Origin of the sequence: Staphylococcus caeli, assembly GCF_900097965.1 — a bacterium.
GTDB lineage: Bacteria > Bacillota > Bacilli > Staphylococcales > Staphylococcaceae > Staphylococcus > Staphylococcus caeli.
In genome coordinates, this window is record NZ_FMPG01000017.1 from 1 (window position 1) to 13,377 (window position 13,377).

General features: G+C 31.0%; 12 protein-coding genes and 2 pseudogenes. 4 read left to right on the forward strand and 10 right to left on the reverse strand.

What is annotated here, in order from left to right; genetic code table 11:
- Positions 1-134: 134 nt before the first annotated feature.
- The 6 genes and pseudogenes from BJS11_RS11845 to cstA all read right to left on the reverse strand — a co-directional run.
- Positions 135-734: pseudogene (locus BJS11_RS11845) on the reverse strand (AAA family ATPase); the annotation flags it as partial.
- Positions 727-2,169: a TnsB C-terminal domain-containing protein gene (locus BJS11_RS11850; RefSeq protein WP_000790716.1), complete on the reverse strand. Its 1,443-nt coding sequence runs from the start codon at positions 2,167-2,169 to the stop codon at positions 727-729. The gene BJS11_RS11850 and the pseudogene BJS11_RS11845, both read right to left, overlap by 8 nt.
- Complete coding sequence (locus BJS11_RS11855) at positions 2,141-2,734, reverse strand: recombinase family protein (RefSeq protein ID WP_000690635.1); 594 nt, start codon at positions 2,732-2,734, stop codon at positions 2,141-2,143. The genes BJS11_RS11850 and BJS11_RS11855 overlap by 29 nt, the downstream gene beginning before the upstream one ends.
- A gap of 172 nt (positions 2,735-2,906) precedes the next feature.
- The gene (sqr, locus tag BJS11_RS11860; protein WP_069996590.1) at positions 2,907-4,100 is read right to left on the reverse strand and encodes a type II sulfide:quinone oxidoreductase Sqr; all 1,194 of its coding nucleotides are present in this window, start codon (positions 4,098-4,100) and stop codon (positions 2,907-2,909) included.
- Between the two features lie 17 nt (positions 4,101-4,117).
- Positions 4,118-5,452 carry a persulfide dioxygenase-sulfurtransferase CstB gene (gene cstB, locus BJS11_RS11865; protein ID WP_050215127.1) on the reverse strand — a complete coding sequence of 445 codons (1,335 nt, stop codon included), beginning with the start codon at positions 5,450-5,452 and terminating at the stop codon, positions 4,118-4,120.
- A gap of 30 nt (positions 5,453-5,482) precedes the next feature.
- On the reverse strand, positions 5,483-6,550 hold the full coding sequence (gene cstA / locus BJS11_RS11870; protein ID WP_069996589.1) for a persulfide response sulfurtransferase CstA: 1,068 nt from the start codon (positions 6,548-6,550) through the stop codon (positions 5,483-5,485).
- 137 nt (positions 6,551-6,687) lie between these two features.
- On the opposite strand from cstA, the gene cstR reads away from it, so the two are divergent.
- The 3 genes from cstR to BJS11_RS11885 all read left to right on the forward strand — a co-directional run bounded on the left by cstR (position 6,688) and on the right by BJS11_RS11885 (position 8,515).
- Entirely contained in the window at positions 6,688-6,948 is a 261-nt protein-coding gene (cstR, locus tag BJS11_RS11875; RefSeq protein WP_002510747.1) for a persulfide-sensing transcriptional repressor CstR, read from the forward strand.
- The gene (locus BJS11_RS11880; RefSeq protein WP_050215129.1) at positions 6,948-7,703 is read left to right on the forward strand and encodes a sulfite exporter TauE/SafE family protein; all 756 of its coding nucleotides are present in this window, start codon (positions 6,948-6,950) and stop codon (positions 7,701-7,703) included. The genes cstR and BJS11_RS11880 overlap by 1 nt, the downstream gene beginning before the upstream one ends.
- 257 nt (positions 7,704-7,960) lie before the next feature.
- Positions 7,961-8,515 (forward strand): recombinase family protein, encoded by a 555-nt coding sequence (locus tag BJS11_RS11885; RefSeq protein ID WP_069996588.1) that lies wholly within the window; start codon positions 7,961-7,963, stop codon positions 8,513-8,515.
- Positions 8,516-9,176: 661 nt separating this feature from the next.
- Here BJS11_RS11885 and BJS11_RS14095 read toward each other — a convergent pair.
- From BJS11_RS14095 to BJS11_RS11905, 4 genes and pseudogenes are all read right to left on the reverse strand, one after another.
- Positions 9,177-9,749: pseudogene (locus BJS11_RS14095) on the reverse strand (SAV1803-related protein); the annotation flags it as partial.
- A gap of 221 nt (positions 9,750-9,970) precedes the next feature.
- Positions 9,971-10,237 (reverse strand): Txe/YoeB family addiction module toxin, encoded by a 267-nt coding sequence (locus tag BJS11_RS11895; protein WP_069996586.1) that lies wholly within the window; start codon positions 10,235-10,237, stop codon positions 9,971-9,973.
- Positions 10,230-10,484, reverse strand: a complete 255-nt coding sequence (locus BJS11_RS11900) for a type II toxin-antitoxin system Phd/YefM family antitoxin (protein ID WP_069996585.1) — start codon at positions 10,482-10,484, stop codon at positions 10,230-10,232. Before BJS11_RS11900 ends, BJS11_RS11895 begins: the two co-directional genes overlap by 8 nt.
- Before the next feature lie 732 nt (positions 10,485-11,216).
- Complete coding sequence (locus BJS11_RS11905) at positions 11,217-12,035, reverse strand: hypothetical protein (RefSeq protein WP_069996584.1); 819 nt, start codon at positions 12,033-12,035, stop codon at positions 11,217-11,219.
- A gap of 503 nt (positions 12,036-12,538) precedes the next feature.
- Here BJS11_RS11905 and BJS11_RS11910 point away from each other — a divergent pair.
- Positions 12,539-13,357 carry an MIP/aquaporin family protein gene (locus BJS11_RS11910; RefSeq protein ID WP_069996583.1) on the forward strand — a complete coding sequence of 273 codons (819 nt, stop codon included), beginning with the start codon at positions 12,539-12,541 and terminating at the stop codon, positions 13,355-13,357.
- The last annotated feature ends 20 nt before the right edge of the window (positions 13,358-13,377 follow it).

Below are 13,377 nucleotides of genomic sequence, written 5' to 3' on the forward strand. Positions count from 1 at the left end.
AATTTGACTTGTTATCTATTCCTAAACACTTAAGAGAATTGAATATAAAAAATAAATAGGCCTTGAAACATTGGTTTAGTGGGAATTTGTACCCCTTATCGATACAAATTCCCACTAAGCGCTCGGGACCCCTATTCTAATATATGATGCGTCTCATCTTTACTTAGATTATCAAATTCATGCGCAAAACCTATGCGCGAATATAGTTGAGGATAACGAGATAGTTTTTTCTCTATGCCCGGCATACCAATAAATATCATTGCTAAATTATGTTCATCATAAATAGCTCTTAATTGCTCTAAATGTTGCACTTTAAGGCGATCAATCTCATCTACTATAATTAAATCAATATATTTAAACATATCACTATAATGTTTACTATGTTCATGTCCATACTTATTTACAACATGTAATTTTTGACCCAAATCAATGCTTGCAGTAATACTATATAAATCATTCCTTAATTTAGTTTGTTTTTCTGCTGGTGCAGTATAAAATATTTTATCCACCGATAGTATGTCATCGGTCGTTTTACTAGCTAGATCTTCCCAACCTCTATGGTTAACTTGTTTTTCGATTGTATCCCAATTTGTATAATATCTTGAAGATAAAGTTTTCCCAACTCCAGGTTGACCATAACAGATACCAATATATTGATATTTAATGCAAGCGTCACAAAATTCAGCAAACCGTTTATACTCTTTCGTTTCAATAAAATTCTGATTTTTAGTCATTACGATACCTCTTTAATTTTTTGACGTTTTTAGTCGTTTCTTGAGGTGAATAACCACAATTTTTTTCTTCCTTAATTAATTCTGTGGTACTTGGACTAGCAATATTTTGTTTTAAGTGTTTTCTTCTCTGACTACGAGCGTGCTGTATGTCTTTTATATCTATGGAGTAATCAGCTATTTCTGGACATATAGCAGTACAAAGAAATTCATCTCTATAAAACACACGTATTTCAGCCATATCATTTGGGTTATAACGAATCAGTACATATTCACCTACATAAGCTGCTAGATTAGTATTACTGTATCGAAAACCTTGAAAATGAATGCCATCTGAATGAACTTTTCTAGATTTAGGTATTTCCAACAATAATAAATCAAGTTGTTCTAAGCTACTTGGCATATTAGGGAAAAAGTGATTACTATTCCAACGACTGATAGGCGTGGTATGAATAGCACTATGTTCTTTTTGATTATAATCTTCAATTAAAAAGTAACGTAGTTTTTCTTCAAAATTGTGAAAATCTATTAGATTACTAGGAGTATCATTATTGTTTATATATCCAGGCAGTTGTTCTAAGAAAGTTTGGTTAACTGTCTGAAAAAAGCGTTCTATTTTTCCACGACCACGAGGGACACCAACTTTTGAAAACATCAAATTTATTTTCAAGTCAATAGCGACTTGTTCCATGTGATTTGAGGTAAAGTCACTTCCGTGATCTGTATAGAATTTTTCGGGTATACCACACACTGGCCAGTTGGTATCATTCTTATTCCATATTGCTTGGTGTAGTGTTAATGCTGTGTTTTGAGCATTGGGGGCATCAAAACTTAAGAAATAGCCTGCAATTGCACGACTATAGTCATCCATAATTATAGTTAGCCACGGTCTATTGATATTACCTTTTTGGTCTAATATAAAGATATCTAGCAAAGTATGGTCTGCTTGCCATATTTCATTGGGTCTCGAGGATTCTCTAATTTGTATTAAATCGTACTTATTTTGATAGTATTTTTCACCTTGATGAGAGAAATCAATAACAGACTTAGGCATTGCTTTAATAACACTATAAATTTGTTTATAACTTGGTATATCAAAATTATTTTCTTTACAGTAATTAGTGATTTTCCTATGAATTGTGGCTATACTATTTCTTTTATTCATAAGCGCAAGGCGTTCAATTTCATCAATTATCTTTGGTTCTATTTTACGTGTTCCTTTATCAGCTCTTGTCGCATAGATTAGTCCTTTAAGTCCTTGTTCTTTATATGACTTATTCCACCTATAAAGGGTGCTTAACGCAATCCCTTTACTTTTAGAAATACTTGATAAAGATTGTTCGCCTAGGATAAAAGGTTTTATAATATTGTACTTTTGAGTAGCTTTTTTACGTTTGGCTTCAGAAAAATTAGTTAGATACTTCTCCTTGTTTTTCATCTTCCTTGTCCTCCAATTTATTGAGGTAACGATAAATTGTTGTTCGTGAAACTTGCCATTGTTCTGCAATTGTTTTAATGGGGGTGCCATTATCATAAAGTGTTTTGAGTAAATTTAAGTCTTTTTTATTCAATTTTTCAGGTCTTCCACCATAACGTCCTCTGGCACGAGCTGCAATTCGTCCAGCTGAAGAACGTTCTAAAATTAAATTCCGTTCAAACTCTGCAAATGCTGCGAATAAATGAAATAATAATTGTCCTGTAGAACTTGATTTATCCATCGTTATATTTTCTTCTAAACTATGAAAACTCACGCCTCGTTCGTTAAGTTCATTCACTAATGTGATTAAATCCTCCATGTTACGTCCTAGTCTATCTAGTCTCCAAACAACAATGGTATCTCCTGACCTCGCAAATTCAATTGCTTTATCTAAACCAGGTCTTTTACTTTTTGAACCACTCATATGGTCATTAAATATTTTTTCACAACCATGTGTATTTAATCGATCTTCCTGTAAATTTAAATTTTGTAATCCAGTTGAAACTCTTGCATAACCTATTTTCAAAATACAAACCTCCTATATACATCTTCAGTGTACCATAACTTAATCACAAGGTCTTTTGTGAACATAGATTTTTTGTTGGGTTTTTGAACACATAATTCTATGTAATACATACTTATTTAGACATAAAAAGAGAGTGTACAGAAAATGGTTATTTTCTGTACACTCTTGTTATTTACATAAGCCCCTTTAACATACCGTACCAATACATTTTAGGTAATAAATCTTTTTTAAAAATATACATACTTCTTCGTTCTTTGGCCTGGTTAAAAGGCAATGTTTCTTTTGGTTTTTTATTATAATCAAACTCGGCAAGTATTAATTTATTGTACCCGGTAACGATAGGGCACGAAGTATAACCATCATAATGATGCGTCAACATTTCATTATCCATTACTTGCAATAGGTTATTAACAACTATAGGCGCTTGTTTACGAATTGCTGCTCCTGTTTTGGAAGTAGGTGCATTTGAAGCATCACCAAGCCCAAATATGTTAGAGTAGCTTTTATGCTGTAATGTGGTTGGGTTAACATCTACCCAACCATCACTATCTGAAAGTGTACTTTCTTTAAGTACACCTAAGGGACCCATGGGTGGTGTTACATGTAACATTTCATAATCTATTGTCTTTCTATCGTCTGTTTTAATGTGTTCAAATGTAGCCTCTTTTTTGTCTCCGTCAATTTCAACAAGATTATAATTATAATTGACAATTATATCCCTTTCTTCAACAATTTTCTCTAATTCTTTATTATATTTGCCTACGTCAAATAAAGCATCTTTTGGCGTTTCGTATATCACATTAGCATTAGAACGGATATTATGTTTTCTAAAATAATCTTCAGCTAAATACATAATTTTCATAGGTGCGCCTCCACATTTGATAGGCGTATTAGGATGCGTGAAAATCGCGTTCCCTTGTTTAAATTTAGAAATTTGTCTCCAAGTTTCGCGAACATAGTTAGGTGAATAGTTAGAACAAACACCATTTTTACCTATATTCTCTTTTAATCCTTTAATAGAAGACCAATTAATCTGTAATCCAGGGGCTACCACTAAAAATTCGTAACTAACGACCGAATTATCTCCTAAAATAATGCTATTGTTTTCAGGTTGAAAGCTTGAAACAGCATTTTTTATCCATTGAACACCTTCAGGCATAACACTTTTCATATCTTTACGAGAACTTTTTAAACTCGATACCCCAGCACCAACCAAAGTCCATAACGGTTGATAATAATGATATTCAGCCGGGTCTATAATTGCTATTTTTCCTTTTAAGCTTTGATTTTTTCTTAATAGTCTTGATGCCACGGTAATACCTGCTGTACCGCCACCTACAATAACAATTTGATAATACTTACTCATTTTTCCACACCCTTAAATTATTTTAATGATTCTGGAAAATCTTGATAGCCTTCTCTAATATTCACGACATTTTCAAATCCTTTATTTTCTAAGATACCCACTGCGATTGAACTTCTAACACCTGACTGACAATGTACGTATATTTTATCCTCTTTATTAAATGGAATATTTTCATTTAATAATTTACCATGCGGAATATTGACTGCTTGATCTAAGTGCCCATTATTCCACTCTTCTTCATTACGTACGTCGAGTACATTTGCTTCTTCACCAGTAATATCAGCGCTGTGGATGGATTGTGTTAGAATTTCTGATTTTGGTAAACGATAGCCTGCTACATTATCAAAACCAATTAATTGTAAAGTATGCGTTGCTTGTTCAACTGTAGATTTATCTCCGATTAAATCTACATCTTTTTCAAAATCTAAATACCAACCGATCTGGTTAATAAAGTTTTTGTTATAAGGAATATTGATTGTTCCTTGTGTATGTCCACCGTGAAAGGCTTCTTTGCTACGAAGATCAAATGCTATTCTTTCATTATCTAAACTAGGATAAACGTTGTATGGTTGATACATTTTCATACCAAACTGATTAATTTTTTTCATCTGTGCAAAGTGATGGGGTGGCGCTGGTTGATTTGATGTTAATGTTTCAACAAATTTAGATTCATCTGTTACATTAAATGCCCAGTTATTAATTTTTTCGTAACCTAGCGTAGACATTGGTATGGCACCTAATGCTTTACCACAAGGACTTCCAGCACCGTGTCCAGGCCATATTTGAATATAATCTGGTAAATTTTTAACACCTTCTATAGATTGGTACATCTGTTTTGCACCAATCTCTGTAGTACCTTCCATTTGTACTGATTTTTCTAGTAAATCAGGTCTACCGATATCACCAACAAAAATAAAGTCACCACTAAATAAACCCATTGGAACACTTGAGCCGCCACCTTCATCAGTGAGTAAGAAACTGATACTCTCAGGGGTATGACCAGGTGTGTGCAAGACTTCTAATTTAATATTACCTACTTGAATAATATCTTGATTTTTAACAAAATTTGTATGTTCCGGCATATTTTTATAACTTAATTGATCATCACCTTCGCCAGATACATATATATTGGCGTTTAAACGTTTTGCCACATCCCGAATTCCAGAAGCAAAATCAGCGTGAATATGTGTTTCAGCAGCTTGTGTAATTTTAAAACCTTCGCTATCTGCAACTTCCATATATTTTGTTAAATCACGAACAGGATCAATTACTATTGCCTCTCCCGTACGTTGACAGCCAACTAAATAAGATGCTTGAGATAAATGATTATCGTAAAATTGTTTGAAAAACATATAAAGAACTCCTTATTTTGATAGATTTAATTAAATAAATAAATTATGACTCGCGTTTTCAGTATCACCTATATAAGTGCCTACACCGCCGTACTCAACTTCATCTCTTAATTCTTCTTTTGTAATACCCATGACATCCATGCTCATGGTACATGCGATTAATTTAATATCTTGAGCTATCGCTTGATTAATGAGTGATGGTAATGAATCAACGTTTTTCTTTTTCATTACGTATCGCATCATGATATTACCTAAACCAAACATATTCATTTTAGAAAGTGGCATACGTACAGGTGTTTTGGGCAACATCAAATCAAACATTTTTGCAATGCCTTTCTTTTTAACGTTAACTGTTTGCGCTTTTTTCAACGCGTTAAGTCCCCAAAAAGTAAAGAAGATAGTTACATCTCTTCCTGCAGCTCTAGCGCCATTTGCAATAATCATTGCTGCCACTGCTTTATCTAACTCTCCACTAAATAGTACAATTGTCGTACCTTTAGCAGTATGATTCACTTGTAAGTCTTTTGGTTTTTCTTTTTGAATGATAGCATTAATTCCGTTATTACTTTCATCCAATTCAACTAACGTATGTCCTGTTTGTTTCACCCAGCTTTTAATGTCGCTAAGGAAACCAGGGTCAGTCACTGTAACTTCAATTTGCTCGCCTACTTCAATATTTTTCATTTCTTTACTGATATTTACAATTGGCCCTGGACATTGAAGACCACTATAGTTAAGTTGTTTACGCTCTGCTTTAATTTCTACATTTGTATTTTCTTCTAATGTATTATTATCTTCGTTTTTTTCTTCATATGCTTTATAGCCACCGTCTAAATTAACAATATCGTAGCCTTGTTCAGCTAAATATTCGCTCGCTTTAGCACTTCTGGTACCACTTTTACAGTGTACAAAATAGGTTGTGTTTTTATCTTTATTGAACGATTCAATCTTATCTACAGGATGTAATGTCGCACCATTTATATGTGCAAGCTCATATTCTTCTTGTGTTCTAACGTCAATCAGTTGACCTTGTGCACCCAATTTTTCTAATTCTTGTTTACTGAAATTATTGATATGATTTTCGTTATATTGTTTCATATTAACCTCCTAATAAATACCTATACGGGTATATTAACTAATTATTTATATTATGTCAAATACGGTATGGGGTATTTGACATGTTTACTTTTATCGTTTATTATGACTTTATTCAATTAAAAGTGGAGGAAATAACTATGAATTATGATAAAAAAATGATTAATCGTATTAATAGAATACAAGGACAACTCAATGGCGTTATTAAAATGATGGAAGAAGAAAAAGATTGTAAAGATGTCATTACTCAAATCAGTGCATCAAAAAGTTCAATCCAACGTTTGATGGGAATTATCATTAGTGAAAATTTAATAGAATGTGTAAAAGCAGCAGAGGATAATGGTGAAAATTCTGAAGAATTGATTAATGAAGCCGTTAACTTATTGGTAAAAAGTAAATAATGGATATTTCAACTATTATTATGATGTTACTTATTGGGGTATTCGGAGGCTTTATTTCGGGTCTAGTAGGTATAGGTGGCGCCATCATTATTTATCCAGCTATTTTATTATTACCACCACTATTTGGCGCTCCTGCGTACAGTGCATACATGGCATCAGGACTTACTTCCAGTCAAGTCTTTTTCAGTACTTTAAGTGGGTCATTAAAAGCGCGAAAAAAACCAGAATTTTCGCCACTATTAGTGCTTTACATGGGTAGTGGCATGATTATAGGCAGCATGTTAGGTGGACTGTTAGCAAATTTATTTAATGCTACATTTGTAAATACGATATATATTATCATTGCTTTACTCGCATTAATTTTAATGTTTATTAACATAAAACCGAGTTTAGATCAATCTTCCTTTAACAAGCCATTATTAGTTATGGTTGGTCTTTTCGTTGGTATCATTTCAGGTATAGTTGGAGCAGGCGGCGCTTTTATTATCATTCCTATATTGCTAGTTTTATTCAAATTACCAATGAATACGGTAGTTGCTAATAGTATAGTAATTGCTTTTATATCTTCAATTGGCGCCTTTATCATTAAACTTATACAAGGTTACATTCCTTTAGAAGATGCGTTATTTTTAATAATAGGGAGTATTATTTTCGCTCCGTTAGGTTTAAAATTAGGTAAAAAGGTCCCTAGTTTTGTACAAAAGTGGATTATCAGTATTTTAATTATTATTGCAATTATTCAAATTGTTTTATAAATAAGAAAGAGAAGTACAACTAATATTAGTTGTACTTCTCTTTCTTATTTATAAAGTTAAAACATTCTCATATAGCAAGTAAAATAACATGAGAGGTTTTTCTTACATATTTCTTTTTCTAAACTTGTGTTATAATCAATGTATCATAATCATCAAAAAACATGAGTTTTTAGACGATGAGAGACGCGCTTATTTACATCGAGAATTAGATTTCGTTAATAAGTCCCCATAAAACGATTAAAAAAGGTGGTATTTAAATGGCTAAAATTGGTTATGCACGTGTATCAACACAAGAGCAAAGTCTTGATGGACAGATTGATACACTTGAGGAATATGGTTGTGAACGTATCTTTAGCGAGAAAGCAAGTGGTCGCAAAACTAAACGAACAGAACTTGATAAATGCTTAGATTATTTACGTGAAAGCGATATTTTAGTTATCTATAAACTAGATCGTCTTGGTCGAACAACAAAGCAATTAATTGAGCTATCGCAATGGTTGGATGAAAACGGCATTGATTTACATATTATTGATATGAATGTATCAACTAAAGATGCGATGGGAAAAATGTTCTTTACAATGATGAGTGCATTCGCTGAACTTGAAGCTAACTTATTAAGTGAACGAACGAAAAAAGGATTAGAAGCATCACGAGCAAGAGGGCGAAAAGGTGGAAGACCTTCATTACCCGATCACAAGAAAAGAGAAATCAAATTCTTATACAATGAACAAAAGCTTACAGGCGAAGAGATTGCTAAAAGCACTGGAGTAAGTCGTTCTACAGTGTATCGAATTGTGAAGGAAAATAAATAAAAGAGGAGATTTATTAAATGAGTTCGCTAATTTTTTGGCTTTCATTTTGTATTGTAATAATTTTTTATTTACAATACACTATTACGTAGCTGTAGAATCAGGTTTAACTAATTTTTCCTTTGTGATTTCTCTCCTTGTATTTTATTTATTGTAAACTTTTTTCATTTATAATAATATTTGCATTTTCAGGAGTAACTTCCCAACTAATCCCACTATGTGATGATTTGATATTATAATTTCCATCCTTTTTATAATATTGAGCATTTTCTAATTTTAATTCTACTTTTTTAGAAAGTTCACTTATGTCTTGTATTAAATCTTCTTTTACAGTATTTAGTATTGAAGAGTTATATTCACTACCATATAATTCTTCATAAAAATGAAGTAACTGAAGAACTTCACTTCTAGGTGTTTTCTTACTAAGTCTTAGTTCAAAAATATTATCTTGATTTATATATCTATATGCTTCTTCTCTGATTAATTTTTCGTTACTCTCAAATTCTTCCCTACTAATATTTAAATTTTGCATATGTCTTTGAATGCTCTTTTCACGCTCTATTTGTTTCTGTCTGATTCTTTCTTCATGTTCTAATTTTTGTTGTTCAATTATTGCTTCTTTCTGCCTTTCCAATTCTCTAAATTCTTCTTCAGCTCTTTTTTCTCTTTCCTCTAAATCTTTATATTCTTTAATATTTCCTAGCATTTTATCTATAGATGAAAAGATTTTTAATATATTTTTTTTAGGTAGATACGCTCTCTTTTTAGCTACTTGCATCCATTTTTTCTTAGGTTCATATTCATCTATATACCACTCTTTAACTGTTGGTTTTATCATTATAGAAAGACCTTTCACTCCATATTCTCCATCTGTCTCTTTGGTTATTATAGAATGTAATATCATATGTTCAATTAAGTCACAATAAACTAAATTCTCTTTTTTATGATATTCATGAGGATATTTAAAGTGATCTATATATTCTTTGTTAGATATATTTTCATATTCATTTTCGAGTATATGATGGCAATACAAACCTTCACTTGTTTTGGAATATTTACCACGTGTAATACTTTTAATTTCTTTATTTAAAAATCTCTTATATGAGTTTTCCTTATAATAATCATCTAGTACTTCTCCATACTTCTCAATAAGAGATTGAACAATTTGATTGTATGATAAATTTAACAAGTTCTTATAATAATTATATTTCTCTTCATATGAATTATAAAATTCCATAACATCATATTCTCCTAACTACTAAAACAAAATTTTATATTTAATCACAACTATATTCCATTTTATAATAGTTTGGCACTATAAGATAGACCAATGTATATAATCACTTATAATACCTGAAACCCAAATACAAGCTAAACTACCATAAACAATAATCTTATCTATTAACTTCATTTAAATAATTATGTAAAAGAGCTCTAGGATAACCTAGAGCTCTTTTTTTAATAGTGATATCTACATGCAATGATTATAATTTGATTGTCTTTAATCGTGTAAACTAGTCTGTGTTCGTGATTGATTCTTCTACTGCAATAGCCTTGTAAGTTACCTTTTAAAGGCTCAGGCTTACCTTCACCTTCCAAAATCCCATCACGCTGTATACTTTTTATTAAGCTATTAATCTTTTTTAATAACTTCTTATCTTGCTTTAACCAATATTCATAATCTTCAAAAGCTGTAGGGGTGAAAGTGATATTCAACTTACTCATGAGAATCTATATCTACCTCTACGGTATTTCCACTTTCAGCTTCTGAAATTGATTGAGCTAAGTGTTTAGCATTAGCAGGGGACTGTTGTAGGTAAAGTGTTTCCATAATTGAATTATAATCGTCTTCACTCATTAAAACAGCATTACGTTCATTAGTAGTGATTGTTACAGTATCACTATCATTGTTTACTTTGTCGATTAATTTTCTAAAATCTTTACGTGCATTTGAATATGTTAGTACAGTCATAAGTACAACCTCCTTTTAACCTCTATTTAATTGTACAATATCTTGTACAATAAGTAAAGGGGATGATCACCTCCTTATGAAATCTGTACGCTACCCTTAGCTGTTATTGTTCCTGAATATAAGTAGTATTATTCCAAAAAAGAAACAAATAAGTTTGTATATTGTGTAATATCATGATATTACTTAAAGAAGTTACATGTAGATGTGGGAAAACTTCTATCAAACAATTTAAAAAACACCATGCTCAACTTTGGTCGGGAGAACATGGTGCTAAAAACATAGCAACATATTAAGTAAGAGTTGTCACACTCAACATATGTTAATCATTACAGCCTATTATTGGTGCCCTTTCCTATTGCAGTAGGTCGGGGCTATTTTTGCGTTGTTATTCAAGATGACTGTTAAGTACAAAGTACCAATTACACTTAAAGATATCGGAACTGTAATATCTAAGTTTATAATAAAAGTTTTAAATATATTAGAACTATTCAACAATCATTGATATACTGGTGTTTATAAGGGTTTTGAAGCAAAAAAATATTTTTTTACTTTTTTAAGTTCTATGACTTGAATTCTTATCTATAATAATTATATCTAGCAAATTCATTATGTAAACTTTAATATTTTTTATACATTATAGTGTATATATAACTTCCGATAAGTTGAATTATGTTATTCACGCCCGTTCTAACTTTTCTTCACTTTAAATTTTTCAATAGATTATAAGATACTTTACATAAAAGCAGAAAGTCTTTTATATATAATTCTATTTTTACTATTTTCGTTAAATACTTTATATAAATATCTATCATTCATTATTAACTCAAAAGAATTTTTATAAAGTTTTTGACGCTTTCTTTCTCTTCCATATATTGGTATATCTTTATCTTTTAACAAATAATTATCAGCCTTTTTGTAAATTTCAGTTTTATAATATTCACTTCCGTCAAAAACATCATAAAATTTATGGTATTTCAAAGATAATAGAATTATCCACTTAAAAATTGAGTTGATTTCTCCATAGTTATCTACCATTTGCACTATTTCCTTTAATTCATCATCATCCATTTCTATAGGTATAATAAATTCATTCTTTACTACAGGGTTAAGATATGGTCTTATATTGAAACGAATTACATCAACATTTATATGTCTAGCATAAGATTCAAGTGTACATAAAAAGTTTTTATAATATTTTTTATATTTACTCAATGCAAGTTCCTTATTATTAATTATATTGAGATCTACAATTGTCAAAGTTATACCTCTTTTAGTCCAGAAAACAGATATATTCATATCTATTACTATATTTAAATTCTTATTTTCCAATGTTAAGTTGGCCTTACAATTATTGCTATAAGGCTGAATATTGAAACTTAAATTTGGATCATTTTCATAGACTTTATCTCTTAATAAATCTATATTTTCTTTATTAAATGAATAAGGAATCAAACATTCCCAAAAATATTTATCTTTGTTGTGACTTATAATTAATTCATCCCAATTTCCTTCTAAAGCATCCATTAATGTTCTAATTGTAGTCAATTTCATATCATGAAACTCATTGTTTACTATTTTATTAATAGTTCCTTTATCCAATTGCGTTTTTTTTGACTAAATTACTTTTACTCATTTTCTTTTTTGAAAGTAACTCTCTCAAATTTTTTTCACTATATGTTTTTTCACAATATCACCTCTATTCTCTACTATAATAGATTTCCTGTTAAAAAATAGGGGTGATTAAAGTCACTTTTTCTATTACTTATTTATTGTACATTTGCTGATTCTTTGAAGTATCATATACTTCATTATTGTATTATTTGTAAATGTACAAATTTATGTTTCAATCTCAATTATTATTTGAAGGATATTAAACTAGACTTTATTCAAAATTACTCACTTTATTTTTGTGGATTCTAACTACTTTTGACAACGTTTACATAAAAAATGTATAATTTACTTTAAGTTGATAATTATTTAGAGAGAAATAGAGACGCTTGTGCCTACAATTTAGGATACAAGCGTCTTATTTTTTAGAAAGGGATGACCTTATCATGAATGTTTATGTAGCTGAGTTTTTAGGAACAGCGATACTCGTGTTATTGGGAGGTGGCGTCTGTGCAAATGTTAATTTGAAACGTAATTTAGGACATGGCGCTGACTGGATTGTAATTGCTGTAGGATGGGGATTGGGTGTCTCTTTAGGCGCTTATGCTGTCGGTAATATTTCAGATGCTCACTTAAATCCAGCAGTTACTCTAGCGTTCGCTATGGATCATTCATTGAGTTGGTCTATGGTTCCAGGTTATATAATTGCTCAAATGTTGGGAGGTATAGTAGGTGCAATACTTGTTTGGCTTGCATATTTACCACATTGGAAAGCAACTAAAGAACCAGAAGTCAAACTTGGTGTGTTTTCTACAGCACCATCTATCCCCAACTATTTTGCTAATTTCATCACAGAAATTATTGGTACGGGGATTTTAACTTTAGGACTACTATTTATTGGTATGAACAATATCACAGATGGTTTAAACCCATTAATTGTTGGATCTCTGATTATTGCCATTGGTGTAAGCATTGGGGGGCCTACCGGTTATGCAATTAATCCTGCGCGTGATTTAGGACCAAGGATAGCTCATGCTATTCTACCAATTGCTGGAAAAGGTGACTCTAACTGGGTATATGCTATTGTTCCAGTGCTAGGACCTCTGTCTGGTGGAATGATGGGGGCTATGTTTTATCGTCTATTTTATAAAGGGATTTTTGATACAATGTCTATTATTTCTATTACTATTCTTATAGCTACACTTATACTAGGTGTTATACTTAATAAAGTGGATAAGACAAGCGATATTGAAAATATATATTAATTAAAACAACTATATAAAAT

Excerpts from the sequence above, each read along its gene's own strand:
- BJS11_RS11900 (WP_069996585.1), bottom strand. The coding sequence starts at position 10,484 with ATGACTGTACTAACATATTCAAATGCACGTAAAGATTTTAGAAAATTA.
- BJS11_RS11895 (WP_069996586.1), bottom strand. The coding sequence starts at position 10,237 with ATGAGTAAGTTGAATATCACTTTCACCCCTACAGCTTTTGAAGATTAT.
- cstA (WP_069996589.1), bottom strand. The coding sequence starts at position 6,550 with ATGAAACAATATAACGAAAATCATATCAATAATTTCAGTAAACAAGAA.
- sqr (WP_069996590.1), bottom strand. The coding sequence starts at position 4,100 with ATGAGTAAGTATTATCAAATTGTTATTGTAGGTGGCGGTACAGCAGGT.
- BJS11_RS11880 (WP_050215129.1), top strand. The coding sequence starts at position 6,948 with ATGGATATTTCAACTATTATTATGATGTTACTTATTGGGGTATTCGGA.
- BJS11_RS11905 (WP_069996584.1), bottom strand. The coding sequence starts at position 12,035 with ATGAAATTGACTACAATTAGAACATTAATGGATGCTTTAGAAGGAAAT.
- cstB (WP_050215127.1), bottom strand. The coding sequence starts at position 5,452 with ATGTTTTTCAAACAATTTTACGATAATCATTTATCTCAAGCATCTTAT.
- cstR (WP_002510747.1), top strand. The coding sequence starts at position 6,688 with ATGAATTATGATAAAAAAATGATTAATCGTATTAATAGAATACAAGGA.
- BJS11_RS11885 (WP_069996588.1), top strand. The coding sequence starts at position 7,961 with ATGGCTAAAATTGGTTATGCACGTGTATCAACACAAGAGCAAAGTCTT.
- BJS11_RS11850 (WP_000790716.1), bottom strand. The coding sequence starts at position 2,169 with ATGAAAAACAAGGAGAAGTATCTAACTAATTTTTCTGAAGCCAAACGT.
- BJS11_RS11910 (WP_069996583.1), top strand. The coding sequence starts at position 12,539 with ATGAATGTTTATGTAGCTGAGTTTTTAGGAACAGCGATACTCGTGTTA.